We start from the raw sequence: 26860 nt of genomic DNA on the forward strand, positions 1-26860 counted from the left end.
GATTCAATGGACAGCCGGGGTGTCACGCGTGGCGGCGGTGCCTCACGCATCGCCCCCGGTGGCGCGGGCCACGGCGAAGAGGCTCATGCCCACCGGCAGCTTCACGTGCGACTCCGCCCGCGCAATCAGGGGCGCCAGCGTGTCGTAGAGCTTGAGCTGGAGCTTGGGCACCGAGCGGCGGCGCAGCAGGCGGCTGTTGACGAACCATCCCGGCAGGCCGGCCAGGTTCATCCACTCCAGGGTCTCCACCTGGAAGCCGTTCTCCTCCAGCACCGCGCGCAGCGTGGAGGGCGTGTAGCGGCGGTAGTGGCCCACGGCCTCGTCGATGGCGCCGAAGAGCTGCTGGAGCGCGGGCACCAGGATGACCACCCTGCCTCCGGGCGCCAGAATCTGCTTGAAGCGCCGGACGGCGGACGCGTCATCCGGGATGTGCTCCAGCACGTTGGAGAGGACGATGGTGTCCAGCCGCTCCGTCTTGAGCGACTCCCAGTCCGCCAGGGCCACGTCGGACAGGTACGGCCGGATGTGCGGCTTGCCGCGGAAGAGGTTCTTCAGGCGGTCCACGTAGAAGCGGTCCACCTCCAGCGCGATGAGCAGCTCCAGGCCCGACTCCAGCTCGCGGGTAATCGTGCCGATGCCGGCGCCAATCTCCAGCACCCGGCGGCCCAGGTGCTCGCGGAAGCGGCGGCCCAGCCACTGGTTGTAGTGGACGGCGCCGTCCATGCGCTCCAGCGTGGTGTAGCCCTCGTGCTGGTTGTCCGCGTCGTCGCGCACCGTGGCGTAGCGGACCAGCGTCTTGAGCCGGGACAGGTGCGCCGCGGGCGTCCGGCGAGGCACCGCGCCAGGGGGCAGCGTCACCTCGGTGAGGCGGAACAACTGCGCGGCCAGCTTCACCACCAGCTCCGCGTCCACCGCGTCGTCGTCGCTGGTGAGCGTGACGGAGCGCAGCGCCTCGGTGCGGAAGGCGCGCAGACCGGTGAGCGGGTCCGTCAGCGGCACGTCGGTGACGAAGCGGGTGACGTGGCCCAGGGCCCGGTCCGCCAGCAGCTCCGGCGCCAGCCCCTGCGCCGTGCGCAGGCCGAAGACGGCGTCCGCGGTGTCCGCCTGGATGGGGCGCACCAGCGCGTCATAGACGTCCTGCGAATACGAGGTGTCTGGATCCTGCAGCACCGTCACCGCGCCCGACACCTTCTCCAGTGCGGCACGGATGGCCGCGCCCTTGCCACCCGGCACCGTGAGGACGTGCACGTTGGGCGAGGAGGCGGCGTCGATGGAGCCCTCTCCTGCGAGGACGACCTCCGCGCCAGGAGGCAACGCTTGGGCGAAGCGGGAAGCGGCAGCCGCGGTGTCGGGCGAGAAGGGGAGGACGAAGGAAAGCGGTGGCGTCACGCCGGGCTGACTAGCACAGCCGGCTCGGCCATGCGCGTCAGTGCCCGCGAAGAAGCGTGGATGGAGGGCATCCAGGCGACTGCGGAACGATGGACAACCCCGCGGGGACACGGCACGCTCGTCGCGGTCCCCAAGCGTGTGGGTGTAGGTCGGCGGAGTGCCGCCAGGCCGTGGAGTCGCTCTGGAGACAGCAGGGAGACGTGACGTGGATGGAACCGGTTTCGACCCCGCCGGCGGTGCCGGTGGCCTGACGCCCGCGGGCCTCATGCAGTATGTGCGCGCGGTGTGGCGCCGCAAGTGGGTCGTCCTTGGCGTGGCGGTGGTGGTGGCGGCGCTCACGGCCGCCCACACGTTGCGCCAGCCCAAGGTGTACTCGGCCAGTGCCTCGCTCATCATCGACGTGATGGCGCCCCGCTTCCTGGATGGGGAAGTGAAGGAGGTGATGGGCGAGGAGCGCAGCAACTACTGGTTCAACAAGGAGTACTACGCCACCCAGAGTCAAATCATCACCTCGCGCGCGGTGGCGGGCCGGGTGGTGGACAAGCTGGGCCTGTCCACGGACGCGGACTTCCTGGGCATGGCGCACATCACCGACGAGAAGGCGCGCCTGCAGGCGATGCAGGGCGCGGACGCGGTGGCGCTGGTCCAGTCGCGCATCCGGGTGATTCCCGCGAGGGACTCGCGGGTGATGAACATCGCGGTGGATGACTTCGACGCCAGGCGTGCCGCGCTGCTGGCCAACGAGGTGGCCGCCGCGTACATGGCGGAGAACCTGGCCCTCAAGCTCCGGACGACGGAGGACGCGCGCGACTGGTTGGAGATTCGTCTGGCCGAGCTGGAGTCGCAGTCCAAGACGAGCGAGCTGGCCGTCTACGACTTCAAGAAGGACGCGGACATGCTGTCCACGTCGCTCGAGTCGAGGATGAGCATCGTCAGTGAGCGCATCAACAGCTTCAACCTGAAGCTGACCGAGGTGCGCATCCAGATTGCCGCTCAGCAGGCGCGGGTGGAGGCCATCCACCGGCTGCGCAAGGCATCTCCGGAGGATGAGACGTGGGCGGAGGCGCTGTCGGGCGCCTCGGACGGACCCATCCAGGACCTGCGGCGCAGCTACACCGAGCTGCGCATGACGTGCGCGGAGCTGGGCGAGCGCTACCTGGCCGAGCACCCGAAGCTCCTGGAGTGCAACCGCAAGCTGTCGGTGGTGCGCGAGGACTTCCTCAAGAGCCTGAGCAACGTGGTGCGCAGCGCGGAGACGTCGCTGGCGGAGTCGGTGGCGCAGGAGAAGAACCTGGTGCGCCTGCTGGACGCGGAGAAGTCGGAGGCCTTCCTGGTGAACAAGAAGGCCATCGAGTTCGACCGGCTCAAGCGCGACTCGGACAACAACCAGCGCCTCTACGAGCTGGTGGCCCGGCGCCTGAAGGACATCGAGCTGTCAGGCATGCTGCGCACCAGCAACGTGCGCGTGCTGGACCCGGCGCGGCCCATCCTGGTGCCGGTGAAGCCCCACGTGCGCCGCAACCTGGCGGTGGGGCTGGTGATGGGACTGCTGGCGGGCCTGGGCGTGGTGCTGCTGCTGGAGCTCCTGGAGAACAGCGTGGCCACGCAGGCGGACGTGGAGGAGCGGCTGGGGCTGGCCTTCCTGGGCGTGATGCCGCGGCTGGACGGCAGCAAGGCGCCGCGCGAGCGGGACCTGCACGTCCACCGCGAACCCAAGTCGACAGCGGCGGAGTGCTGCCGCGCCATCCGCACCAACCTGCTGTTCATGTCGCCGGACAACCCGTTCAAGACGCTGGTGGTGACGTCCAGCGGGCCGCAGGAAGGCAAGTCCACCACCTGCATCAACCTGGGCGTGGCCATGGCCCAGAGCGGCAACCGGGTGCTGCTGCTGGACACGGACATGCGCCGGCCGCGCCTGCACCGCGCCTTCGGAGTGCCCAACGAGCTGGGCATCTCCTCGCTGGTGGTGGGTGAGGGCACGCTGGACGCGGCGGTGAAGAGCACCGAGGTGCCCGGCCTCTTCGTGCTGCCGTGCGGACCGCTGCCGCCCAATCCGGCGGAGCTGCTGCACACCCAGGCCTTCACGGACCTGCTGAAGGCCGCCTCCGAGCGCTTCGACCGCGTCATCCTGGACAGCCCGCCCATCAACGCGGTGGCGGACGCGGCGGTGCTGGCCACGAAGTGCGACGGCGTGGTGCTGGTGCTGAAGGCGGCCAAGACGAACCGCGAGTCGGCGCGGCGTGCGCTGCGCTCGCTGGCGGACGTGCAGGCGCGCATGTACGGCGCCATCCTCAACGACGTGGACCTGTCGGCGCCGCGCTACGGTGACTCGTATCTGGGCTACCAGGGCTACGGGCAGTACGCGGAAGACTCCAAGGATGGGGTGGCGCAGTCGTGAAAGCGCCATCAGCGGGCGCGGGCTTGCGGGTGCTGCACCTGGGCAAGTTCTATCCTCCCGCGTCGGGCGGCATGGAAGCCCACGTGCAGACGCTTGCGCGCGCCCAGGCGGCGCTCGGCGCGCAGGTGGAGGTGCTGTGCGCCAACCACGCCGCGGACGGCGCGGGCACCAGCCACGAGTTCCAGGGCCGCAGCCCCACGTGTGAGACGTGGGACGGACCGGTGCGCGTGACGCGCCTGGGCCGGCTGGCCTCCGTCGCGCGCATGGACGCGATGCCGGACCTGCCGCGCATGCTGGGACGCGCGTTGTCGCGGGGCGTGGACATCGTGCACCTGCACACGCCCAACCCGACCTGGGTGCTGGCCCTGGACGTGGTGCGCCGGCTGCCTCCTGTCTTCATCACCCACCACAGTGACGTCATCCGGCAGAGGGTGGCGGGCGCGCTCTTCAAGCCCTTCGAGGCGCTGCTCTACGCGCGGGCCCGGCGGGTGCTGGCCACCAGCGAAGCCTATGTCTCCGGCTCACCGCTGCTGCGCGCCTTTCGCGGCAAGGTGCGGGCGTTGCCGCTGGGGCTCGACCTGGCGCCGTACCTCCATCCCTGCGCCGCCGCGCGGGAGGCGGAGGCCCACTGGCGGGCACAGGCCGCGGGCGCGCCGCTGTGGCTCATGGTGGGGCGGCTCGTCTACTACAAGGGCCTGTTCACCGCGCTGGAGGCCCTGCGCCGGGTGCCGGGGCGGCTGGTGGTGGTGGGGCAGGGGCCGCTGGAGGCGGAGGCTCGACGCCGGGCGCGCGTGCTGGGCGTCGCGGACCGGGTGACGTGGGCGGGCTATCTGCCTCCGGATTCGCTGGTCGGCGCGCTGCACGCGGCCACCGCGCTCTGGTTCTGTGGCAATGCCCGCAGCGAGGCGTATGGGTTGTCGCAGGTGGAGGCCATGGCCAGCGGTCTGCCCGTGCTGAACACGGCGATTCCGCACTCGGGCGTCGCGTGGGTGAGTCTGCATGAGCAGACGGGGCTGACGGTGCCGGTCGGTGACGCGGAGGCCCTGGCGGCGGCGGCGCGGCGACTCCTGGAGGAGCCCGGGTTGGCGCAGCGGCTGGGGCGCGAGGCCCGGGAGCGGGCCGTGGCGGAGTTCCGGCATGACGTCATGGCCTGGCGCAGCCTGTCCCTGTACTCGGAGGCGCTGGGCCGGCCCGCGCCGGTGATGGCGCCCGACGTGGCGCTGCTGCGCTTGACGGGGAGCGTATGAGCCATCCCCTGCGCGTGCTGCACATCTCCAGCGGCAACCTCTACGGTGGCATCGAGACGCTGCTGCACACGATGGCGCGCGAGCGGAACCTTCGCCCGTCGCTGTCACATGCCTTCGCGCTCTGCTTCGAGGGCCGGCTGGCTCGGGAGCTGCGCGACGCGGGCGTGGAGGTGCATGTGCTGGGGCCCGCGAAGACAGGCCGCCCCTGGTCCGTGTGGCGCGCGCGGAGCGTCCTGCGTGAGCTGCTGCGCGGCGGGCGCTACGACGTCGTCATCTGCCACGCCATCTGGCCTCAGGCGCTGTTCGGGCCCGTGGTGCGCACGGCTGGCGTTCCCCTAGCCTTCTTCCAGCATGACGCACTGACGGGCCAGCATTGGCTGGAGCGGTGGGCGCGTGTCACGCCGCCCGACCTGGTGCTGACCAACAGCCGCTTCGCCGCGGGCACGCTGGTGTCCGTCTATCCCCAGGTGCCTTGGCGTGTGACGCACTGTCCGCTGCCCATGCCACCGCCGGCGCTGGAGGCGTCCGAGCGCGCGCGCGTGCGCATGGAGCTGGGGGCCTCCGAAGGGGACGCCGTCATCTTCCACGCCAGCCGGATGCAGGAGGGGAAGGGCCAGCGCTTGTTGCTGGAGGCGCTGGGCCGGCTGCGAGCGGTGCCGGGCTGGTGCGTCTGGTTCGCTGGCGGCGCTCAGCGTCCGGACGAGGAAGCCTATCTGGAGGGGCTGCGGGCGCAGGCGAAGCACCTGGGGATCGAGGGGCGGCTGCGACTCCTGGGGCAACGCTCGGACGTGCCCCGGCTGCTGCGCGCCGCGGACATCCACTGTCAGCCCAACTCGAGGCCGGAGGCGTTCGGTCTGGTCTTCGTGGAGGCGCTCCAGGCGGGCCTGCCCGTGGTGACCACGCCGATGGGGGGCGCGCTGGAAATCGTGGATGCCTCCTGCGGGGTGTTCGTCCGCCCGGAGCCGGAGTCATTGGCCCTGGCCCTGGGACGGCTCATCGAGGACCCCCAGACGCGTGTCCGGCTGGGCGCGGCGGGGCCCGCGCGTGCCGCGGCGCTGAGCGACGCGGGAGGCTTCCTTCGCGGCATGGAGGAGGCGCTGCGCGCGCTGTCCGAGCAGGAGGTGCCGGTGTGAGGGCACCCCAGCTTCAGGGCCCCGGCGTGCTGAAGCGCCGGTACGTGCGCCGCGCACCGGGGGCCGCGCTGGAGGCGGTTCCGGAGGGGGGCTCGCCCACCGCGCCCGTCGCTCGAGGTGCGCGCATGGGCGGCGGCCTGCTGGCGTCGAGCCGATTGGTGCCGCTCTTCGTCGGTCTGCTCATCTGCTGCCAGCTCGCGCTGCTGGTGGAAGCCATCGCGCCGCTCCGCGTGGCGGTGCGCGTGCTGGCCTTCGGCGTCAGCCTGGTGCTGCTGGCGCTGGTGCGGGGACGGAGTCTGAAGCACCCGGCGCTTCCCTTTATCCTGGCCGCGCTGGGCATCACCGCGCTCCAGCTCTTCAATCCTGGCACCGGCGCCCCGCTGGCGGCGCTGGCGCAGTTGGGCATCCAGCTCGCCATCGCCGCGCCACTGCTGTGGGTGACCCGGCTGGCCATCGACCCGAAGACGTTCCGTCGCACGCTCGCGCTGCTCTTCTTCTTCAACGCGGCCAGCGCGGGCGTGGGCGTGCTGCAGGTCTACTTCCCCGGACGCTTCCAGCCCGCGCTGTCAGCCGCGGTGCAGGGCCAGGGCGAAGGTTATGTGAGCAGCCTCAAGTTCGAGACCTCGGACGGCGTGCGCGTGTTCCGTCCCATGGGCCTGACGGACATTCCGGGCGGCGCGTCCACTGGCGGCTTCTACGCGGTGCTGCTGGGCGGCGGCTTCCTGCTGTCATCCCGTCGCGGGCTGACGCGCGTGTTGAGTGTGGGCGGCATCCTGGTGGGGCTCTTCGGCATCTACCTGTCGCAGGTGCGCGCCACCGCCGTCATGCTGGTGGTGTGTCTGGTGGCCCTGGCGGCGGTGCTCCTGGTGAGTGGCCGCGTGGGACGGTTCCTGGCCCTGCTGGCGGTGGTGGGCACCGCGGGCGTGGCCACCTTCGGTTGGGCCGTGGCGGTGGGCGGCGACGCGGTGATGAATCGCTGGGCCTCGCTCTTCGCGGCCAGCCCCGACGAGGTGTACCACCGCAACCGCGGCTACTTCCTGACGGGGACCTTCGCGGACGTGCTGCCTGAGTATCCGCTGGGCGCGGGCCTGGGCCGCTACGGCATGACGAATGCCTACTTCGGCGACAACAGCGACCGCGAGCGCCCGCCGTTGTGGGCGGAAATCCAGTGGACCGCCTGGGTCTACGACGGCGGCATCCTGGGCGTGCTGTTCTACCCCCTGGGCGTGCTGATGTCGCTGCTGTGGGCCTTCCGGGTCGCTCGCAGACGGGACGGTCCGCAGGACGAGTTCTGGCTGTGGGGCAGCGTCCTCTTCGCGTACAACCTGGGCGCCTTCGCGCTCACCTTCAGCTATCCGTTCTTCATGAGCCAGACGGGCATGGAGTTCTGGTTGCTCAACGCGGCGCTCTTCGGCGCCCTGGCCCATGCGAAGACCGTACACCCTCATCGCCGGTGACTTCGTGGACACCGGAGGCATGGACCGGGCCAACCTGGCGCTGGCGCTCTGGCTGGCGAAGCAGGGGCACCCCGTCCGGTTGGTGGCACACCGCGTGGCGGAGGTCCTCCTGCGCCATCCCAAGGTGCGCTTCGTGCGCGTACCCAAGCCCGCCAATGCGTATCTGCTCGGCGAACCGCTGCTGAGCGCGGTGGGTCGGGCCTGGGCGCTGCGTACCCGCGCCGAGGGAGGCCGCGTGGTGGCCAATGGTGGCAACTGTCCGGTGGCGTCCGCCAACTGGGTCCACTACGTCCACGGCGCCTATGCCTCCGAGCCCAGCGGCGGCGTGCTGCGCCAGCTCAAGGGCCACGTGAGCCACCGGTACTACGTGCGTTCGGAGCGGCAGGCCCTGCGGCGCGCGCGCGTCATCATCGCCAACTCGGAGCGCACGCGGGATGACGTGGTGGCTGCCACGGGCGTTCTTGCGTCCCGGGTGCGCGTCATCTACCTCGGTGGGGATGCGGAGCGCTTTCGCCCGGTAACAGCCGAGGCGCGCCGTGAGGTCCGCGCGTCCCTGGGGTGGCCGGAGTCCCGGCCCGTGGCGCTCTTCGTGGGCGCGTTGGGCGACCGCCGCAAGGGCTTCGACACCCTCTTCCAGGCGTGGCTGCGGCTGTGTGCACGGGCGGATTGGGGCGTGGACCTCAAGGTCGTGGGCTCGGGCGCGCAGCGGGATGTGTGGGAGCGCGAAGCCGCGGACAGAGGACTGGGGGAGCGCATCCAGTTCCTCGGCTTCCGTGACGACGTAGCGCGCTTGCTGTCGGCGGCGGACGTGCTCGTGTCGCCCACGCGGTATGACGCGTATGGGCTGAACGTCCACGAGGCGCTGTGTGCTGGGCTGCCTGCGTTGGTGAGCCGCTCGGCGGGCGTGGCGGAGCGCTACCCGGCGGCACTGTCCGGCCTGCTGCTGGACGCGCCGGAGGACGTGGACGCGTTGGTGCGGCGCCTGGAGGATTGGCGCCAGCACGCCGCGGCCTGGGCGCCTCATGTGGCCGCGCTGTCGGAGACGCTCCGGGCGCAGACATGGGACACCATGGCCGAGGCCATCGTGGACACAGTGGAGCGCGAGGGCTGAGACGCCTGCTTCGTCAGCCGCGCCGCTCCAGGAGCTCAGTGAAGAAGTCCAGGTGGGCCTTCGCTACCACCGGCCACGAGAAGCGGGTGACGGCGCGCTCTCGGCCCCGTGTGGCCAGCTCTTCCCTGCGCTGGGGACTCTCCAACAGGTTGGCGATCGCCTGCGTCCAGGCGGACACGGACGCCTCTGGCAGCACGATGCCCGCGTCGTCCATGGTGCGCGGGACTTCGCCCGAGTCACTGCCGAGCACGGGCACGCCACACGCGAAGCCCTCCGCCAACATGCGGCCGAACTGCTCCCGCCATTGGCGCGTCGTCTGACTGGGGGCGCACAGCATGTCCATGGCGTTGAGCGCGCGTGGCACGCCTGAGTGGGGCACGCCGGTGAGGACTCGCACCGAGTGGGGGTGCCGGGCCGCCCAGTCACGCAACGCACCTTCCATCGGGCCCCCGCCCACGAAGAGCGCGCGCCACGGGGTGTCGAGCGCGTCGAGCGCATCCATCAGCAGGGGCACGCCCTTCTCCGGGACGAAGCGGCCGAGAAACCCCACCACGGGTGGGCCTGATGTCTCCCACCCGAGCTCGCGCCGCAAGGACTCGCCCGCGGCGCGATTGGGTTGGAACAGGTCCGCGTCCACGCCCATGGGAATGGCGCGCGCGGGACGCTCCGCATAGCCGGGACGGGTGAGGAGGTTGTCCCTCACGGTTTCACCCCAGGCCACCCAGCCGGAAGCGCGCTGGACGACGAAGCGCTCCGCCTGGGCGAAGGGCGGCGGGTAACGCTTGGACAGGTTCTGCGCGGTGCTGAAGACGAGTGGGATGCGACGCGGCGTGAGCAAGGCCAGCTCCAGGCCAGCCAGCACATAGGGCTCTTCCCACACGTGCACCAGGTCCGCGCCGCGCGCGAGGTGGGCACGCACCTCCGGACCGTAGAGGAAGGTGTGGAGCGAGCGGCTGAAGAAGGCGCGCACGCCTTCCGTCCTGGCGGGCTCGTCCGCTTCGAGCTGCAGGGCGAGCGGGCTCAGATCGCCGTGGAAGAAGCGGGGGGCCACCGTGGTGATATCCCATGCACCCGCGCCCACGCGCACCATCTCGTTGGCGAGGCGCCGGTTGAGGCCGACGACGTAGGAGTGGGAGAGGGTGATGAGCCGGCGTGACTGCTTCAAGGGATGGGGGCTCCACGGCTTTCAAATGAGGGACTGCTCCGCACGAGCGTGCGGTAGAGGGTGAGCACCTCGCTCGCGTAGCGTTCGCGCGAGAAGCTCGCCGCCGCGGTGAGTCGCGCGGCCGTGCCCAGCCGGGCTCGCAGGGCTGCATCCTCCAACAGCGTTCGCATCGCCTGGACCAACGCGTGCACATTGCCCGGAGGTATCAGCAGCGCGTCCGTGCCATTCGTGAGTGCCTCCGCCGCGCCGCTCGCGCTGGAGACGATGGCGGGCCGCCCGCAGGCGAGCGCCTCCGCGATGGTGAGGCCGAAGGGCTCCCGGCGGGTGCTGGCGTGAACGAAGACGTCCAGGGCCCGGTACACGGAGGCTGGATGGGGCTGGAAGGGCACCAGGCCCACGCGCTCCGCCAGGCCGCGTGAGCCGATGAGCCGGCGCAGTTCATCCTCGGAGAACTGCGAGCCGGGCGTCTGATACAGCGGCGCGCCCACCAGGTAGAAACGCACGGGCAGGGCGGGGTACAGGCGCGTCAGCGTCGCCGCGGCTTCGAGGAAGACGTCCTGGCCTTTCCATCGGGCATAGGTGGCCACCAGTCCCACGCGGAGCGTGCCCTCGGGGGCATCGGGCAGACCGGCCAGCCGGTCCAGTTGCGCGCCGTCCGCGGGGCCGGGGGAGAAGTGCGTGGTGTCCACGCCGTTGTAGACGACGTGCACGGGCACTCGGAACAGCACCTCGCGCGTGTCGTCGCCCACCGCCCGCGAGTTGGCGATGGCCGCCGATGCGAGGGGCGACAGCAGCCTCAGCGCGCGGCGGACCAGGGGCCGTTCGCCCAGGAAGTCGTGGATGTGCCACACCCGCTTCAAGGGCAGGCCCGCGGTGGCGGCGCTGAGCAGGTGCGTCTTGATGCCGTTGGAATGCACCAGGTCGGGGCTGATGTCGGCGACGTCCCGGCGGAGCGCGCGTCCATGGTCCACCAGCAGTCCGGGTGTGGGCGCCAGCCGACGGGCGAAGCGCAGCGCTTCCAGCGGACCGTGGCCTCGCAATGCGGAGTCGCCCAGCGTGGACAGGTGCTCTGGCAACGGCAGCAGCCGCGCATCCACGCCCAAGGCGCGCGCTTCGTCGAGCAGCGGCCCCGCGGTTCCAGCCAGCAGGTGGAGCGACAGCGTTGAGTCCTGCTGCTTCAGGCACGCCATCAAATCGAGGAGCGCGCGCTCGGCTCCACCAAGGATGCCCACGGGATTGAGGAAGAGGAGGCGCACGGCGGGTGGACCGAAGCAAACACCTCTCCTCGGGTCAAGGCACGTTGCTGGGGCTTGAGGCCCTGGCAACGCCGCCGCGCACTGTGTTCGCGCGATGACCCTGGGCATGTCGGTATCGCCAAGGGCGAGCGGAATGCTCCGGGTGGGGTGAAACCTGCCGAACTCACGCCGTGGAGGCACCGAGCAGCCGCAGGTAGGCGTCCAGCACCGTACGCGCATGCGCGGCCCAGGTGAAGCGCGAGGCGCGAGTCAGCCGAGCCTCGCGCGAGGGCTGGGCGTCATGGCCGGCGAGCAGCGCGGCCACGGACTCCACCCACGCCGGCACGTCCCCCACGGGGCAGTAGGTGCAGGCTTCTGCTCCGACCTCCCGAAGCACGGGCAGGTCGCTGGCCACCACGGGGGCACCACAGGCCAGCGCCTCGATGACGGGGAGTCCAAAGCCCTCCGCCTCGCTCGTTACCAGCACGGCCGTCGCGCGCCGGTAGAGGCCTGCCAGCGTGGCCCGTTCCTGCCGAGGAGGCTGAAGCAACGCATCGCCAATCCCCAGCGCCTCCACCTGCGCGCGCTGTGTGCCGTTCAGTGCGCCGCCCTGCTGCACCAAGCGAAGCTCCGGGTAGCGCGCGCGAAGCGCGGCGAACACGGCGAAGAGCACGTCCAGGCGTTTGCGAGGAATCGCGCTGCCGACGTGGAGCAGGTAGGGCCGGCCCCCCAGCGGTGCGAGCACGGCTTCGCTGGCATCGGGTGTTCCGGGCGTGGGTTCCGGGCGGTATTCGGGGGACACGCCATACGGCGCCCAGACGAGCCGCGACTCCGGCACCACGTCATGCGCGAGCAGCTCCATGCGCACCGCCTGGGTGCTGTGGAATACGATGGCCGCGTGCTCCAGTCCCGCGAGCTGGGTACGGGCCATGGCGCGGAACCACGCTGGACGCGGCTCGCGCCGAGGCTCCAGCACGGAGCGGAACGCATCCAGGTCATGGCAATAGACACCGGTGCGCGACGCGGGCAACGCGTGGACGAGCTGCGCGTAGGTGTGGTCCACCACGTGGAAGGCGTCGTGCCGCCCCCGGGCGAGCAGCGCGCGGCCCGGGTAGAGGCCGAAGCGGGTGAGGAGCCGGTCCGCGTTGAACGCTGCGTTGCGCGCGCCTGCTCGGGGAAGCCGTCGCAGCACCGCGGGCATGGCTGGCCGCACGGCCGTCGCGTGGACCTCGGAGGGATGCGCGGCAAGCCCCGCCAGGAGGGCCTCGCCCACCAGGTCCATGCTGGGCCAGCCCTCCTCGGGCGGGTCCATCAGCAGCGCCAGCCGGGCCGCGGCCTGGGGTGTCGCGTGGCGGGGCGTCATGTCGGGCCGACGCGCAGCAGCGCATCCACCGTGCGCTCCAGCGCGAAGTGCTCGCGGTAGATTCGGGCCGCGTGCTGGCCCAGCTCCCGCCGCATGTCCGCGCTCGACAGCAAGGCCTCGGCGCGCTCCACCAACGCGGCGGGCGCCGTGCCTTCGGCCAATGCGGCGGCGCCGTGTTCGCGCCACACCGGTTCCGTGAGGTGCCCGGTGTTCGTGACGACAGGAAGCCCCAGGGCCAGGCCGGCCATGACCGTGGTGCGTCTTGTGCTCACGCCGTCCGGATAGGGCTGCAGGAGCACGTCACACGTCGTCAGATGCACCGCGATGTCGTCCAGCGCGAGCGAGTCCCTGGCCACGAGCCGGCCTCGCAGCTCGGGGTGGCGCGTCTCCACGCCTTCGACGAAGGCGCGGCTGCCTCTGCCCAGCATCAACGCCCGGCGCGTTCCCTCACCGCGCAGCAACGGCACCAGCGCGGCCTCCAGGGGCTCAGCGGTGAGACGTCCGAAGGTGCCGAAGTGTCCCAGCCAGGGCCCCTCACCCAATTCCGCGCGGAGCGCGTCCACCGCGTCACGGGAGACATCGACGGGCAGATTGCTGGGAACCGGCAGCCAGGCCGCATGGGGCCGGACGCGAGCGGGCAGGTGCTCCGCCCACTGGGGAATGGAGACGAACACGCGGTTGGCGGCGCTCGCCACCAGACGCACCATCAGCCGCGTGGTGCCCGCCAGGATGTGGTGGCGCCAGGGGCCGCGCGGGCTCCACGGATGCACCGCCTCGTGGATGTAGACCCAGCGCGCGTCGTGCCGGCGCGCGGCGAACCACGCGCAGAAGGGGACGTTCATCGCCCTCAACCCCAGGGCATGGGGGACGTACTGGAGCAGCAGGCGCCGGGGCCCCGGGCACGCATCCAGAGCGCGTGACAGGCCCGGCAGTCCCCTGGGCGTCAGGAGGTCGGGGACACGGTGCACGGTGACGCCGTCCTCGTCGCGTACACCGCCTTCACCGGGAGCCCAGACGTGGACCTCCTGCCCGGCACGGGCGAGCGCGCGGCTCAGTTGCCGGGTGTAGTCACCGACGCCGCCGGGCCGCGGCGGGTACTCGCCAGTGAGGACATGCCAGGCGGGAGCGGTGCGCGAAGGAGGCATGGCGCGGCGTCAGGACACTTCCATGTCGCGGATGGCGAGGAGCTGGAAGGCGTGACGGGGCCAGCGCGTGGCGAAGGGCTCGGTGAGGATGGACAGGCGGCTGCCCAGCCGGAAGGGCCGGATGCGCGGCAGGGCGTAGTCACCGCGCAGGGGCTTCCAGCCGCTCATGCCGGTGACGTGGTAGCCGCGCAGCTCGAAGTCGTAGACCTCCCAGCCGGAGCGGTGCACCTGGTGGACGTTGTTGTCCCACTCGTCCTGGGGGAGGAAGCCATTGGGCGTGAAGATGATGACGCGCTTGCGCGCCAGCGACTCCATCATCTCCAGCAGCCGGAACCCGTCTGGCTTGTCGAAGTGCTCGATGACGTCCAGCGCGACGACGGCGTCGAAGCTCTTCGGACCGAAGCGCTGGCCCGCTTCCATCAGGTCCATGCAGTGGTACTCGCGGTGGATGCCCGCGGCCCGGCTGCGCTCGATGCTGGTGGGGTGGCCGTCCACGCCCACCGTGTGCGGGAGCAGGTTCGAGAAGCTGTGGAGCGGCGAGCGCGAGCCACAGCCGATGTCCAGCACGCTGTCACAGATGCCGACCAGCGCCTCCTTCAGCGTGCGGTGGAGCACCTCGTGCTCGCCCACGAGGACTTCGCGCTTCAGGAACTGGAAGATGTTTCCACCGGGACGCATGTGGGCGGACCGTAGCCCCGGCGCTTCGGGAAGGGCAACCCTGGCGCGGTGTCCAGGCAGGCGAGCGGGGCATCCCGCCGTGCGGGGAACGCGCGTTGCTTGTAGGCCCTGCGCGCTGTCGCTAGCATTTCCGTTCCCGCGCGTTCCCGCGCGCTGGCCCTCCCCAGGACACCCGGAGCGGGCCGCTCGGCACCATGAACGCGACCCCAGCGCCCGAAGCCACCGCCGTCGAAGTCAAGGCGCGTGCCCTGAAGGGCATGTTCGTCCTGGCGGCGCGGACCGTGGCGTCCCAGGGGCTGCGGGTGGTGAGCGCGCTGTTCCTGTCCCGGCTGCTCTTCCCGTCGGACTACGGCCTGTTCGGAATCGTGTCCTACGCGGCCTCCCTGGGCGTGTTCCTGGGGGACCTGGGCCTGAGCGCGGCGCTGGTCCGCCAGCCGCACGAGCCCACGCGGGATGAGACCTTCACCATCTTCTGGTGCCACCAGGCGCTCACCGCCGTCGTGGTGGCCTCCGTCTGTCTGCTGGCCCCCCAGTTGACCCGCGGCTATGCGCTGGGCGACGGCGCGGTGCCCATGGTGTGGGCGCTGGCGCTGGGCCTGTTCCTGTCCTCGCTGCGCGTGATTCCGTTGATGGCGCTGGAGCGCCAGCTGGCCTTCCCCGTCATCGCCCGCGCCGAGTTGATTGAAAATGTGGTGCAGGTCATCACCACCATCTCCCTGGCGGCGCTGGGCTTCGGGGCCTGGGCGCTGGCGCTGGGCGGCCTGGTGCGCGGCGGGGTGGGGCTGGTGTGCATCTGGTGGGCATCCCCCTGGCGTCCCCAGGGGCGCTTCCGCGTGGACGTGTTGCGGCGGCTCCTGGGCTTCGGGCTGGCGTTCCAGCTTCCGCCCCTGGTGGCGGCGATGGTGGCGGGCTGGGTGCCGCTGGTGGTGGGGCACGTGTTGGGCAAGGAGGCGGTGGGGCTGGTCAACTGGGCCTGGGCGCTGGCCTCCACGCCGATGATGCTGAGCGTGGTGCTCAACCGCGTGGCCTTCCCCGCCTACTGCCGGTTGCAGGATGACCCGGAGGGCTTCGCCGAGTACCTGCGCACGTCGCTGCGCCGGCTGTCCTCGGTGTTGCTGCTCGCCATTCCCCTGGCGGTGCTGGCCGTCCCCGTGGCGGTGCCCTTCTTCTTCGGCACGCGGTGGCTGCCCGCGGTGGTGCTGGTGCAGTGGTTCAGCATGGAGTGCATCCTCACCACCCTGGTGGGGTTGCTGGCCACGGCGCAGAATGCGGGCGGCAGGCCCTGGGAGCGGCTGGCCGTCGTCGTGGGCGTGGGTGCGGCGAAGTGGGGGCTGGGGACGTGGGCCATCCAACGCTTCGGCCTGGAGGGCATGGGCCCCGCGGGCGTGGTGGTGGGACTGGCCGAGGTGTGGGTGACGGCGTGGCTGGTGGAGCGGCTCAACCCGTCGATGCGAGGGCTGGTGCGGCAGGTGGTGGAGCCCTTCATCACCCTGGGGCTGGTGCTGCTGGGGGCGTGTCTGGCGGCGCCGCGGCTGGTGGAGGAGGGTGTGGTGGCGCAGGCGCTGGTGGGCGCGGGGCTGTTCGCCATCCTGGTGTGGGCCCGTGAACGGCTGCCGGGAACGCTGCCACTCCTGGGCGAGCTGAGGCAGATTCTCGAATTCATCCGGGCACGGAGGGCCGCGAGGCCAGCTCCGGTGAGTCCGGCGTCGACGTGAGCAGACACGCGGAGGTCCCGATGAAGAAGCCCGACCTGGTCATCTCCATCGTCAATCACAGCAATCCGGAGTTGCTGCACGACTGTCTGCGCACGCTGTACGCGACGACGCGCGACACCTCCTTCGAGGTCTGGATTGTCGACAACGCCACGGGCGGTCGCGGCGTGGACGCCATGCGGCGCGACTTTCCCCAGGTGCGCTGGCTCTTCAACACGGAGCGCAAGGGCTTCTCCGCCAACCACAACCAGGTGCTGCGCCTGGCCCGGGGCCGTCACTTCTGTATCTTCAATGACGACACCATCGTCCACGAGGGCGCCTTCGACGCGCTGGTGCGCTTCATGGATGACAACCCGCGCGTGGGCATGGCGGGCGCGCGGCTGTTGAACGCGGACGGCACCATCCAGAACTGCACCTTCCGGCCCATGTCGCTGGCCGGGCAGCTCTTCGACATCGTCTTCCTGCCGCGTCCCCTCCACTTCCTCAAGGCGATGGCCATCGACCCGGCGCAGTACGGCCACGACGAGGCCCGCGTGAGCTGGGTGCTGGGCGCCTGCATCGTGGTGCGCGAGGAGGCGCTCGCGGAGGTGGGCCTGCTCGACGAGCAGATGTCCCCGCTGGGCAACACCGAGGACACCGACTGGTGCGTGCGGGCCTGGAAGGCGGGCTGGGAGGTGGCCTTCTGCCCGGAGGCGGTGATTACGCACCTGACCAGCCGCTCATTCCGTCCGTCCGACACCGGGGCGGACAAGGTGCGCATCGAGCTGTGGCGCACGCGGCTGGCGTACTTCCGCAAGCACCACGGCCGGCTGCACGAGACGGCCATGCGGGCCATCCTGGTGGGGACGTTGCCGTACAACTCGGCGGTGCTGACGCAGACGCTGCTGCGCGGGCGCATGAGCCTGCCGGAGTACCGCAAGCAACTGGCCACCTTCCTGGGCATCTCCCAGATGGGCCTGCGCGCCCGCGTGTGACATGCCGTTCTTCTCCGTCATCATCCCCACGTACAACCGGGCGCGGCTGCTGGAGGCGGCGCTCGCGTCCGTGTTCGCGCAGGAGGAGCGTGACTTCGAGGTGCTCGTCGTGGATGACGGCTCCACCGACGACACGCTGGAGACGCTGGCCCGCCATGGCGAACAGGTGCGCGTGCTCAGCCAGCGCAACGCGGGCCCTGGCGCCGCGCGCAACCTGGGCATCCAGGAGGCCCGGGGCACCTACGTGGCATTCCTGGACAGTGACGACGTGTGGTTCCCCTGGACGCTGGCCACGTACCGGCAGGTGCTCGAGGCGGAAGGGACGTCGTTGGTGCTGGGCACGGCGGCGCTGTTCTCCCGGGCCGAAACCCTGGCGACCATGCGCCGCGAGCCGCTCCAGGTGCTGCGCTTCGCGGACTATCTGGCCAGCGCGGAGGACCGGACGCCGCGCACCGCGTGCGTGCTGGCGGTGCGCACGGAGGCGCTGCGGCGCGTGGGGGGCTTCACCCCGCTGCGCATCAGTGGCGAGGACTACGACCTGCTGTACCGGCTGGGCACGGACCCGGGCTTCGCCTGGGTGCGCGCGCCCGTGGTGGTGGGCTACCGGCAGCACGTGGGCTCCACGTCCACGTCACTGGAGTCCGGCTACCGGGGCACGCGGTATCTCCTGGAGCAGGAGCGCCTGGGGCGCTACCCGGGAGGCACGGCCCGCAGGCGTGAGCGGCTGGAGATGCTGCTCTACAGCCTTCGCCACGTGACGCACTGGCTGTTGTCCCAGCGCCGCGTGGACCTGGCGCTGGACCTGTACCGGCGCGGCCTGCCGCTCCACCTGGAGGCGCCGCGCTGGCGCTACGTGCTGGGCTTCCCGCCGTGGGCGCTGGCCACCACCTTGCGCCAGCGCGTGACGGGCCGCTGACGGCGCGGGCTTCAGCGTCCGCCGCCCATCAACCCGCCCAGCAGCCCCCCAAGGCCGCCACCGCCGGGCGTGTTGCCACCACCGCCCGCGCCGGCCAGCAGCGGCACCACGGAGAGGATGCGGCCCACGAGCGCGGGGTCCAGGCGCGACTTGAGGAAGTTCAGCAGCAGGGGCGCCACCAGGGACGCCTTGCTCGCGTCGATGTTGAAGCGGCCCAGCAGGGACACCACGGCGGCCACATCACCAGCCTGCCCCGCGGCGCCACCCAGCGCGCTCAGCATGCCGCCCGCGCCGCCCTCCTGTCCGGACATGAGGCCGCCCAGCGCGCCCATCAGCCCGCCCCCCGCATCCGGCGCCGTCTGGGGCGCGGACGTGGTGCTGGGGGCCTGCTGCCAGCTCTCCATCTCTGGAATCGCTTGGCCCATCTGGTTCGCGGCGTCGGGGCCCAGCTTCTCCTGCACCGTGCCCTGCACCAGCTTCAGCAGCGAGCCCGCCAGTCCCTGGGCCTGCGTTCCATTCACTCCGAGCTGCTGAGAGAGCTGTCCGATGAGGTCCATCCCTTGCTCCTTTCCTGTCGCGCGTCCGTGTGGAGCGCCTTTCTAGCGGGCCCCGCGAGGCGCCGTGGAAGCGTTGGTGGGGAATCGTTGCTCACGGACAGGCCGGGCGGCACGCGGGCCGGCCGCTCCCTTGCCTTCCCGCCGCCTTCACCCGGTCCGTGGCGGACTGCGCATCTTCGCTGGGGAGGCGTGTCATGCGCGAGGCGAACGCGGTGGGCTCGCGAGGGAAGGCGGCGGAGCGCGACACCCTGGAGTGCTGGGGCGGCGTCGACCTGGGCGGGACGAAAATCGAGGCCGTGGTGGTGGACCGCGCCGGTACCGTCCTGGGGAAGATGCGCCAGCCCACGCCCGCCGACGGCGAGCCCGGCGACGTGGTGCGCGCCCTCCACGACGCCTTGGAGGGCGCGGCGCACGCGGCGGGCCTGACGTCCCGTCAACTCCTGGGGGTGGGCGTGGGCGCGCCCGGCGCGGTGAACGCCAACGAGGGCACGCTGGGACATGTCAGCAACGTGGGCCAGGGCTGGAGCACGCCCTACCCGGTGGCGGGGGACCTGGGCGCGCGGGTGGGCCGGCCCGTGGTGCTGGGCAACGACGTCCAGGTGGCGGTGGCGGCGGAGTACCGGCTGGGCGCGGGCCGCGCATATCGCTCCCTGCTGGGCGTCTGGTGGGGAACGGGCGTGGGCGGTGGGTTGGTGCTGGACGGCGTGCCCTGGCGAGGCCGGGGCGCGGCGGGCGAGGTGGGCCACATGGTGGTGAAGCCGGGCGGGGCCCGGTGTGGTTGTGGCCGGCGCGGCTGCCTGGAGGCCTACGCGGGCCGCGCGTCCATGGAGCGCCGTGCGCACAAGGCCGTGCGCCAGGGCGAGACGACGATTCTCTTCGACTTGATGCGGAAGAAGGGGCGCACCCGGTTGACCAGCAGCATCTGGGCCCGGGCGCTGGCGCAGGAGGACGCACTGGCCACGTGGCTCATCGGCCGCGCGGTGCGGATGCTGGGCGTGGGGCTCGCCTCCGCCATCAACCTGCTGGACGTGGAGGCAGTCGTCCTGGGTGGAGGCCTGGGCACGCGGCTGGGGCCTGAATTCGCCGGCCGCATCCACGAGGCCATGCGCCCGCACATCTTCGTCCCCGAGCGCCAGCCGCCCGTGCGCGTCGCGGAACTGGGAGAACTTTCCGGTGCCATTGGCGCCGCGCTGCTGGCCCAGCCCCCCATGAAGTGAGCCTGGGGACACAGGGCATGGGGCGCTCCGCCGGACGCCCGCCCGCACGCAGTGTGGCAGGTGACAGAACCCCGACCCCAGGCGCATGGAACGCCCGGGGGCCTGTCAGGTAGTCTCCGCGCCCTCCCGCTCCCTGGTCGGCTCCTGGAGGCACTTGTCGTTGGCACGTCGCGCACGGATTCCCAAGACCTTGTTCTTCCAGCGGCCCCCCTCCAACCTGTGGCCGTTGGTGGGCGTCATCCTGGCCTCGGCGGTGCTCGTCGGGGCCATGGAGCTGACCATTGCCGTCTTCTCGTCCGCGGGCCTGGAGGGCATCACCCAGCGCAACGTCTACTCCATGCTCCTCAGCGTGGGAGTCATCTCCGCGGTGACGAGCCTGCTGTGGGCGGTGACGAACCGGGTGGGAATCTCCGGAGCCCTGGTGGCGGCGGCGATGCTCTTCACCGTCACCCTGCACATCCGGAAGGTGCAGCTCATCGACCGGCCGCTGATGCCCTGGGACTTCCTGGAGTGGCGGCAGGTGACGTCGCTGGCGCCCACGCTGCTGCCTGGCGGCGGCGCGGTGGCGGCCATCGGCTCGTGTCTGCTGCTGGTGGCCATGCTCGCCGTCATGTGGCGCGCGGTGGCGCGCGGCACGCCCCGGTACCCGTTGCCCAAGGCCGGACGCCGCAACCTGGCGCTGGCGGCGGTGGCGTACCTGCTGGTCATCATCTTCCAGCAGCACCTGCCCGTGCGGCGCGTCTTCAACCGCTTCGGCATCTACGACCAGGTGTGGGACCAGCGCTCCAACTTCCAGATGAACGGGCTCACGCTGATGATGCTCTGGAACTGGGAGGGGCTGCGGTTGGAGCCGGGCAGTGAGTACTCCCAGGCGCAGGTGCACGCGGCCCTGGGGGGCCCTCCAGGCGTGGTGCCCGCCGCGCCCCAGGAGCCCGTGGACGTCGTCGTCTTCATGGCCGAATCGCTCTGGGACCCGACGCGGCTGGGCATCCCCTTCAGCGAGGACCCGCTGCCCTTCGTGCGGTCGCTCATGGAGAGCCACAGCTCGGGCAACCTCATCAGCCCGGCCTTCGGTGGCGGCACGGCCAACGCGGAGTTCGAGCTCCTGACGGGCATGTCCTCGTCGTTCGCCCCGGACGGCGCGTTTCCCTACCAGCACTACGTGATGCGGCCCGTGGACGCGCTGCCGTCGCTGTTCCGCCGCGCGGGCTACCAGACGGTGGCCATCCACCCGTTCCACGCGTTCTACTGGAGCCGCGACGTGGTGTACCCGTTGCTGGGCTTCGACACGTTCCAGTCGCTCACGGACTTCACTTCCCCCCGGCTCGAAGGGCCCTGGGTGTCGGACGAGGAGGTCGTCGACCACATCCTCCACGAGCTCTCCGACGAGCGTCAGCCGCGGTTCATCATGGCCGTGACGATGTCCACCCACGGCCCCTACAACCTGCCGCTCACCGGCGAGGAGCGGATCGAGGTGCAGGGCGAGAAGCTCTCGCCGGACAACCGGCTGCTCTTGAAGAACTACGTGCACAAGCTGCGGCAGATGGACTCGGCCGTGGAGCGGCTGGTGCGCAGGCTGGAGGCGCGCAAACGCAAGACGCTGCTGGTGCTCTTCGGGGACCACCTGCCGATGCTGGGCTCGGACTACGCGACCTATCGCGAGGCCGGCTACTTCCAGGAGCCATGGACGGACGCGCAGCGCGAGCGCATGGCGGAGGTCCCCGTCGTCCTCTGGACGAACTTCCCCGTGCCCCGGCAGGACATCCACCTGAGCATCAGCATGCTCACGCCGCGCATCCTGGAGACTGCGGGGCTGCGGCCTCCGGGCTTCTTCGCCTTCGTCTCCGAATTGTCCAAGGTGCTGCCCGTGGTCCGGGGAGACCTGCTGCGCAACGCCTCCGGCGAATACCTGCCCGCGGGCGACAAGCTCCCCAAGGCCCAGGAGCCGGGCTCGTGGGAGGACTGGATGCGGCGCTACCGGCTGCTCACGTATGACCGGCTGGCGGGCGACAACTTCAGTGCGGCCCAGCCGGCCGGGACGGCGTCTTCGGAACCGCTGTGACGGTGGCCGCCGGACGCCGCACCCACGCGGGGAGCCTGTCCTTGCGCCGCAAGGCGGGCTGCTCCACCCACCGCCACGACAGGGCCGCCAGCAGCAGCACACAGGGGAAGGCCACCGCCGCGTTCACCCACCACGCCGTGGGCCCGCCCAGCAGGGTGGAGACGGCCTGCTGCACGGGGAAGGCGTAGAGGTAGACGCCGTAGGACAGGTCGCCCCGGCGCCCGAAGTCCGCCAGCGCCCCCATGGGCCGGAAGGCGAGGTACAGCACGACGTATCCGCCCAGCAGGCCGGTGGCGATGCGGCAGCCGTATCCGAGCCGGGCCGTGATGAGCCACCCCACCACGCACGCCGCCGCCACCCAGGGGCTCATGCGCACGTGTTCGCGCCACTGGTACAGCGCCACGCCGCCGCCGAAGTACAGGTACAGCTCCGGCCAGAAGCCCAGCCGTCCGGTGACGAAGGTGGCCACCGCCGCGCCGACGAGGCCGAAGATGACCATGCCCTTGCGCAAGAGGCCCGTCAGGCCCAGGCCCAGCGTCAGCAGGTAGAAGCCGACCTCGTATTTCAGCGTCCACAGCGAGCCGTTGACGGCGTGGGGGTAGGCGTTCGCCTCGAAGACGCCCGGCAGGTGCCACTGGGGCCAGTTCAGGGCGAAGTTGCCCAGCAGGTACAGGGCCGTGTCCGGGGCCGTGAAGTAGTCGCCCAGGGACAGCCGGGTGAAGGCCGGTCCCAGCACCCCCACCGTCAGCAGCAGCATGGCCCCCAGCCCGGGGAAGATGCGCAGCACCCGGGCCCAGACGAAGCGCGCCGCGTCGGGCGTCCGCTCCCAGCTCCGGGTGATGAGCACGCCGCTGATGATGAGGAACACCGCGACGCCCAGCCGTCCCAGGGAGAACTGTCCCCGGGTGAAGGACTCCAGCGGCTCCACCGTCCCCTTGCCCTCGCCCAGGGGAAAGGCATGGCTGAGCAATACGCACGTCGCCGCGGCGAAGCGCAGGAAGTCCAGGTTGTTGCGGCGCGAGTCGAGGCTCGCCTGCAACGTGGGAGCGGAATGCAGGGACATGGGGGCGGGAAACGGTGGCATTCTGGCCCACGCCGCACACCCCTGGAAAGCAGGCAGGAGAGGGTCGCTCCGTTCCCATGCGCGTCTTGCTTGGCATCCACCATCCGTTGAACGCGAACATGGGGGCGCCGGGGGTGACGCTCGCGCTGGGGCAGGCGCTGGCGGCGCGGGGCTGCCAAGTAGACTACTTCAGCTACGACGACGCCTATCCCGGCCTGCGGCACCACACGACGATGCACGAGCTGCGGTTCCCCTGGATGCTCACCGCGCACCTGCTGCGGGCCGCGAGCCGGTACGACGTGCTGGACATCACCACCGGGGATGCGTGGCCCTGGATGCGCTTGGGCCGTCCGGGGGCGCGGGCCCGCCATGCCCTGGTGACGCGCAGCCACGGCCTGGAGCACACCTTCTCCGAACGGCTGCGCGCCGACGCGCGTGCGGGGCACCTGTCGCTGAGCTGGAAGTACCCGCTGTACCATGGCGGCTATCGCCTCTGGGAGGTGCGCCAAACCCTGCTGCGCGCGGACCATGCGGTGCTGCTCAACACGCAGGATGCCGCCTACGCGACGGAACGGCTGGGCGTGCCCGCGCGTCAGTTGAGTGTCATTCCCCATGGGCTGGATGTGGCCTTCCAGGGGCTGCCTTCGCCCACGCCTTCCGCGCCCGGTGCGCCGCTGCGGGTGGCGTGTGTGGGGAGCTGGCTGGCGCTCAAGGGGCGCGCGGAGATGGTGGCCGTCGCCGCCCACCTGCATGCCGAAGGCGTGTCCTTCACGCTGACGTTGTACGGCACGGGCAACCCGGAGGCGGAGGTGCTGGCGGCGTTTCCCGCTGGGGCGCGCGAGCACGTGCGCGTGGTGCCTCGTTATCCACGCGCCGAGCTGCCACGCCTGCTGCGGGACGAAGAGGTGCTGTTCTTCCCCAGCCATTCGGAGGGCTTCGGGATGGCGCTGGTGGAGTCGATGGCCAGCGGGCTCACGCCGGTGTCGACGCCGGTGGGCGTGGCGCCCCAGGTCGTGCGTGACGGCGAGACGGGGTGGTTGGTACCGATGGGAGACGTCGCCGCGCAGGTGGCGGCGCTGCGCTCGCTGGCGGAGGATCGCGCTCGCCTGCTCCGGTTGCGTGAAGCCGCGCAGGTCGCGGTTCGGGACATGACGTGGCGGGACATCGCCGAGCGCACGTCAATCCTTTACGAGTCGCTTCTCCGCTCGCCGCGGACCGTCTAGAAAGGGCGCTTGCCTGGTCGGACTGCGGGCGGACGCAAGCGCCCATTGCTTCACAAACCTATCGTACTCCCGCGTGCATTGACGCGTGGAGCCGCCGACCGCCACGATGCGCGGACGGTGCACGCCCCATGATTACGCTTCTGGTCGCCTTCTTCGTCTCGCTGCTGGTGGCACTGGCGCTGACGCGGCTGGTGCGCGACCGGGCCCTGGCGTGGGGATGGCTGGACCAGGCGAATTCCAGCCGGAAGGTCCATGTCCGGCCGATTCCCCGGCTGGGCGGGGTGGGCATTGTCGGTGGATTCTTCGCGCCATTGTGCGCGTTGTTCCTGGTGGACTCTGGCGTGGGGGCCCACTTCCGCTCCCACACGGAGCTGGTGGCGGGCCTGTTCCTGGGCGGCGCGGCGATTGTTGCGTTGGGCCTCTACGACGACCTGCGGGGCGCGGGCGCCCGTCTGAAGTTCGCCGTCCAGTTCACGGTGGCGTTCGGCTTGTATGCCATGGGGTTCCGCATCGACGTCATCGCCAACCCGTTCGGCCCGGAGTTGGTGTTGGGCGCGTTGAGTCTGCCTTTCACCGTGTTGTGGGTGGTGGGTGTGGTCAACGCGCTCAACCTCATCGACGGCCTGGATGGGCTCGCGGGCGGCGTGGCCTTCTTCGGCGTCGGCACCAACTTCATCCTCGCGCTGTCGCGAGGTGACGTGCTGCTGTCATTGCTGATGGCGGCGCTGGCGGGCGCCATCCTTGGGTTCCTGGTGTTCAACTTCAACCCGGCCTCCATCTTCATGGGGGACACCGGGAGCATGTTCCTGGGCTTCGTGCTGGCCGCGGTGTCCATCAAGACGAGCACCAAGAGCGGCACGGCGGTGGCCATGCTGGTGCCGGTGATGGCGCTGGGGCTGCCCATCATGGACACGCTGCTGGCCATTGTGCGGCGCTCGCTGCTGGGGCGGCCGATGTTCAGCGCCGACCGGGAGCACATCCATCACCGGCTGATGAGCCACCTGGTGCTCAGCCACCGCGCCACCGTGCTGGTGCTGTATGGCCTGTGTGGCCTCTTCATGCTGGTGGCGCTGGCGCTGAGCTTCGCCAGCAGCGCGCAGAGCGCCATGCTGCTGTGTGGCATGGGCGTGCTCATCGTGCTGCTGATGCGGCGGTTGGGCTACCTGGACCTGGGCCGCGCCAGGGACATGCACCAGGTACGTCAGCGCAACCTCTGGCTGCGGACCATGGTGAAGGACGTCACCCGCGCGGTGCGCGCGTCGCCTTCGCTGGAGGCGGTGTGGAACGCGGTGCGCCCGCTGGCGGATGCCCTGGGCCTGTCGCGCCAGGAGCTGCACTTCCAGCGCGTCCGTCCCACGGGGCTCGCGGATAACGTCGTCTTCGAAGCCCAGCGGCCCGCGGGCTCGGGGATGCCATTCGAGGTCCGCATCACCCTCGAGGCCGACGGCGAGGTGCTGGGCGCGATGCTGCTGGTGTGGCGGGATGGCCGGGCCGCCATCAACCGCGATGAGGAGCTGGCGCTGGAGCAGGTGGCGGACGCGGTGGCGGAGAGCGCCGGGCGGCTCCGGCCCCGGGCCGACGCCGAGCCCGGACGCCTGGTCGCGATGAGGAAGTGATGCCAGACGGGCGAGCGCCGTCTCGCGCCAGTCCGGGTGGTTCGATGTCCCCGGGGGCAAGCGCGCTCCATGCGCTGCTGCGGGCGTGGCCGGACGCCCCGGTGCGCGCCGCTCCAGAGGGCGCGGACGCGGACGGACTGGTCCACACGGCGGTGGGGCACGGGCTGGTGGGCTTCGTGGCGCACGCGGTGGAACGGGCGGGCTGGGCGCTGCCCGAGTCCGCGCGTGCATCCCTGCGCCGGGAAGCGTTGGGGAACGCGGCGCGGGCGCTGCGCGTGAAGACGCTGCTGCTGCGAAGCCTGGACGCACTGGCGACGGTGGGGCAGGTGCCGGTGCTGCTCAAGGGGTACGGGCTGGCGCTGCGGCTGTATCCGGACCCGTTGCAGCGAGCCACCACGGACGTGGACCTGCTGGTGGCGCGCGCGGATGTGCGCGCCGCGGTCCAGGCGCTGGCCCGGGTGGGGCTCTCGGTGCGGCGGGACGACGGCGCCCGGCACGGGGAAGAGGACGCTCACCACTTGGAGCTGGCGGGGCCGGCGGGGCTGGTGGAGCTGCACTACCGCGCGCTCGCGGGATGGGGCGAGGCCCTGGAGGGCGACGCGCTGCTGGCGCGGGCGGAGGCGGGCGCGGTGGACGGCCGGGCGGTGCGGTGGCTGCGGCCCGAGGACGAGGCCGTCTACCTGGCGCTGCACGCGAGCAACCACGCGTTGCAGCGGTTGGCGTGGCTCTTCGACTTGAAGCTGCTGGCGCTGGCGGACACGCGGCTGGACTGGCGGATGGTGGTGGAGCGGGCACGCGGCACGGCCTTCCCACATGCGGCCTGGTATGCGTGGGATGTGGCGCGGAGGCTCCTGGCGGCGCCGGTGCCGGACGAGGTGCTGGCGGCGCTGGCTCCACCTCGCTGGCAGCAAGTGCTCGCACGGCGTTTTTTCTCCGACGCGCGGCTGCTGGAGGCGTCGCTGCTGGATGGCCGGACTGGGTGGATGGCGGCGAAGCTGCTGCTGGCGCCACGGATGGGCTCCGTGGCGCGGTATGGCGTCCGGCGAGCCCGGAACGCCGTGCGGGCGAGGCTGCGCCGTCCAGGCTGAGCGGGGTGTGCGGCATGTCTCCGCCGCAGCCAGCACGCCCATCGCCAGCTCGCCAGGCGGCGTCTTCATGCGCACCTGCCTCATGAAGGAGCGGCCACAGCTCCCGCCGTG

Annotated in this window: 21 protein-coding genes; 13 read left to right on the top strand and 8 right to left on the bottom strand. The window is 71.2% G+C overall.

Translation table 11 applies throughout. The features are described 5' to 3' along the window. Positions 1 to 42: 42 nt before the first annotated feature. Positions 43 to 1389, bottom strand: coding sequence for a bifunctional glycosyltransferase/class I SAM-dependent methyltransferase (locus FL344_RS19675; RefSeq protein ID WP_141619604.1), 1347 nt, complete (start codon positions 1387 to 1389; stop codon positions 43 to 45). 205 nt (positions 1390 to 1594) lie between these two features. Between FL344_RS19675 and FL344_RS19680 the strand changes: the two genes are divergently transcribed. Genes FL344_RS19680 through FL344_RS19700 form a run of 5 tightly spaced genes read left to right on the top strand, consistent with a single transcriptional unit; the run spans position 1595 to position 8735 of the window. Further along, positions 1595 to 3787, top strand: a complete 2193-nt coding sequence (locus tag FL344_RS19680) for a polysaccharide biosynthesis tyrosine autokinase (protein WP_141619605.1) — start codon at positions 1595 to 1597, stop codon at positions 3785 to 3787. After that, positions 3784 to 5034, top strand: a complete 1251-nt coding sequence (locus tag FL344_RS19685) for a glycosyltransferase (RefSeq protein WP_141588226.1) — start codon at positions 3784 to 3786, stop codon at positions 5032 to 5034. Before FL344_RS19680 ends, FL344_RS19685 begins: the two co-directional genes overlap by 4 nt. Continuing rightward, a complete protein-coding gene (locus FL344_RS19690) occupies positions 5031 to 6167 on the top strand; it encodes a glycosyltransferase family 4 protein (RefSeq protein ID WP_141619606.1) in 1137 nt (378 codons plus the stop codon). The genes FL344_RS19685 and FL344_RS19690 overlap by 4 nt, the downstream gene beginning before the upstream one ends. Further along, entirely contained in the window at positions 6164 to 7624 is a 1461-nt protein-coding gene (locus FL344_RS19695) for a hypothetical protein (protein WP_141588224.1), read from the top strand. The genes FL344_RS19690 and FL344_RS19695 overlap by 4 nt, the downstream gene beginning before the upstream one ends. After that, entirely contained in the window at positions 7593 to 8735 is a 1143-nt protein-coding gene (locus FL344_RS19700; protein WP_141619607.1) for a glycosyltransferase family 4 protein, read from the top strand. The genes FL344_RS19695 and FL344_RS19700 overlap by 32 nt, the downstream gene beginning before the upstream one ends. A gap of 13 nt (positions 8736 to 8748) precedes the next feature. Here the strand turns inward: FL344_RS19700 and FL344_RS19705 are convergent, their stop codons facing one another. From FL344_RS19705 to FL344_RS19725, 5 genes are all read right to left on the bottom strand, one after another. Then, a complete protein-coding gene (locus FL344_RS19705; RefSeq protein WP_141619608.1) occupies positions 8749 to 9900 on the bottom strand; it encodes a glycosyltransferase family 4 protein in 1152 nt (383 codons plus the stop codon). Further along, on the bottom strand, positions 9897 to 11156 hold the full coding sequence (locus FL344_RS19710) for a glycosyltransferase family 4 protein (protein WP_141619609.1): 1260 nt from the start codon (positions 11154 to 11156) through the stop codon (positions 9897 to 9899). Before FL344_RS19710 ends, FL344_RS19705 begins: the two co-directional genes overlap by 4 nt. A gap of 163 nt (positions 11157 to 11319) precedes the next feature. Continuing rightward, positions 11320 to 12498, bottom strand: a complete 1179-nt coding sequence (locus FL344_RS19715) for a glycosyltransferase (RefSeq protein WP_141619610.1) — start codon at positions 12496 to 12498, stop codon at positions 11320 to 11322. Continuing rightward, entirely contained in the window at positions 12495 to 13643 is a 1149-nt protein-coding gene (locus tag FL344_RS19720) for a glycosyltransferase family 4 protein (protein WP_141619611.1), read from the bottom strand. The genes FL344_RS19715 and FL344_RS19720 overlap by 4 nt, the downstream gene beginning before the upstream one ends. A 9-nt stretch (positions 13644 to 13652) precedes the next feature. Beyond that, positions 13653 to 14321, bottom strand: coding sequence for a bifunctional 2-polyprenyl-6-hydroxyphenol methylase/3-demethylubiquinol 3-O-methyltransferase UbiG (locus FL344_RS19725; RefSeq protein WP_090485111.1), 669 nt, complete (start codon positions 14319 to 14321; stop codon positions 13653 to 13655). 194 nt (positions 14322 to 14515) lie between these two features. Between FL344_RS19725 and FL344_RS19730 the strand changes: the two genes are divergently transcribed. The 3 genes from FL344_RS19730 to FL344_RS19740 are packed head-to-tail and all read left to right on the top strand — an operon-like array spanning position 14516 to position 17923. Further along, the gene (locus FL344_RS19730) at positions 14516 to 16036 is read left to right on the top strand and encodes an oligosaccharide flippase family protein (RefSeq protein ID WP_141588218.1); all 1521 of its coding nucleotides are present in this window, start codon (positions 14516 to 14518) and stop codon (positions 16034 to 16036) included. A gap of 20 nt (positions 16037 to 16056) precedes the next feature. Next, the gene (locus FL344_RS19735) at positions 16057 to 17007 is read left to right on the top strand and encodes a glycosyltransferase family 2 protein (RefSeq protein WP_141619612.1); all 951 of its coding nucleotides are present in this window, start codon (positions 16057 to 16059) and stop codon (positions 17005 to 17007) included. Between the two features lies 1 nt (position 17008). After that, positions 17009 to 17923 (top strand): glycosyltransferase family A protein, encoded by a 915-nt coding sequence (locus FL344_RS19740; RefSeq protein ID WP_141619613.1) that lies wholly within the window; start codon positions 17009 to 17011, stop codon positions 17921 to 17923. Between the two features lie 11 nt (positions 17924 to 17934). Here FL344_RS19740 and FL344_RS19745 read toward each other — a convergent pair whose 3' ends face one another. Continuing rightward, a complete protein-coding gene (locus FL344_RS19745; RefSeq protein WP_141588215.1) occupies positions 17935 to 18480 on the bottom strand; it encodes a DUF2780 domain-containing protein in 546 nt (181 codons plus the stop codon). A 194-nt stretch (positions 18481 to 18674) separates the two neighbouring features. On the opposite strand from FL344_RS19745, the gene FL344_RS19750 reads away from it, so the two are divergent. Together FL344_RS19750 and FL344_RS19755 are read left to right on the top strand one after the other, a co-directional pair. Next, on the top strand, positions 18675 to 19697 hold the full coding sequence (locus tag FL344_RS19750; protein WP_141619614.1) for an ROK family protein: 1023 nt from the start codon (positions 18675 to 18677) through the stop codon (positions 19695 to 19697). 160 nt (positions 19698 to 19857) lie between these two features. Continuing rightward, positions 19858 to 21759 carry an LTA synthase family protein gene (locus FL344_RS19755; RefSeq protein ID WP_141619615.1) on the top strand — a complete coding sequence of 634 codons (1902 nt, stop codon included), beginning with the start codon at positions 19858 to 19860 and terminating at the stop codon, positions 21757 to 21759. Here FL344_RS19755 and FL344_RS19760 read toward each other — a convergent pair. Then, positions 21713 to 22843 (bottom strand): acyltransferase, encoded by a 1131-nt coding sequence (locus FL344_RS19760; RefSeq protein WP_141619616.1) that lies wholly within the window; start codon positions 22841 to 22843, stop codon positions 21713 to 21715. The genes FL344_RS19755 and FL344_RS19760 overlap by 47 nt on opposite strands. 56 nt (positions 22844 to 22899) lie before the next feature. Between FL344_RS19760 and FL344_RS19765 the strand changes: the two genes are divergently transcribed. From FL344_RS19765 to FL344_RS19775, 3 genes are all read left to right on the top strand, one after another. Next, on the top strand, positions 22900 to 24045 hold the full coding sequence (locus tag FL344_RS19765) for a glycosyltransferase family 4 protein (protein ID WP_141619617.1): 1146 nt from the start codon (positions 22900 to 22902) through the stop codon (positions 24043 to 24045). Between the two features lie 128 nt (positions 24046 to 24173). Beyond that, on the top strand, positions 24174 to 25661 hold the full coding sequence (locus FL344_RS19770) for an MraY family glycosyltransferase (protein WP_141588210.1): 1488 nt from the start codon (positions 24174 to 24176) through the stop codon (positions 25659 to 25661). Next, complete coding sequence (locus FL344_RS19775) at positions 25661 to 26749, top strand: nucleotidyltransferase family protein (RefSeq protein ID WP_228565199.1); 1089 nt, start codon at positions 25661 to 25663, stop codon at positions 26747 to 26749. The genes FL344_RS19770 and FL344_RS19775 overlap by 1 nt, the downstream gene beginning before the upstream one ends. Positions 26750 to 26860 lie beyond the last annotated feature (111 nt).

The organism is Myxococcus sp. AB036A, assembly GCF_006547355.1.
In the GTDB taxonomy this organism is placed as follows: Bacteria; Myxococcota; Myxococcia; order Myxococcales; family Myxococcaceae; genus Myxococcus; species Myxococcus virescens.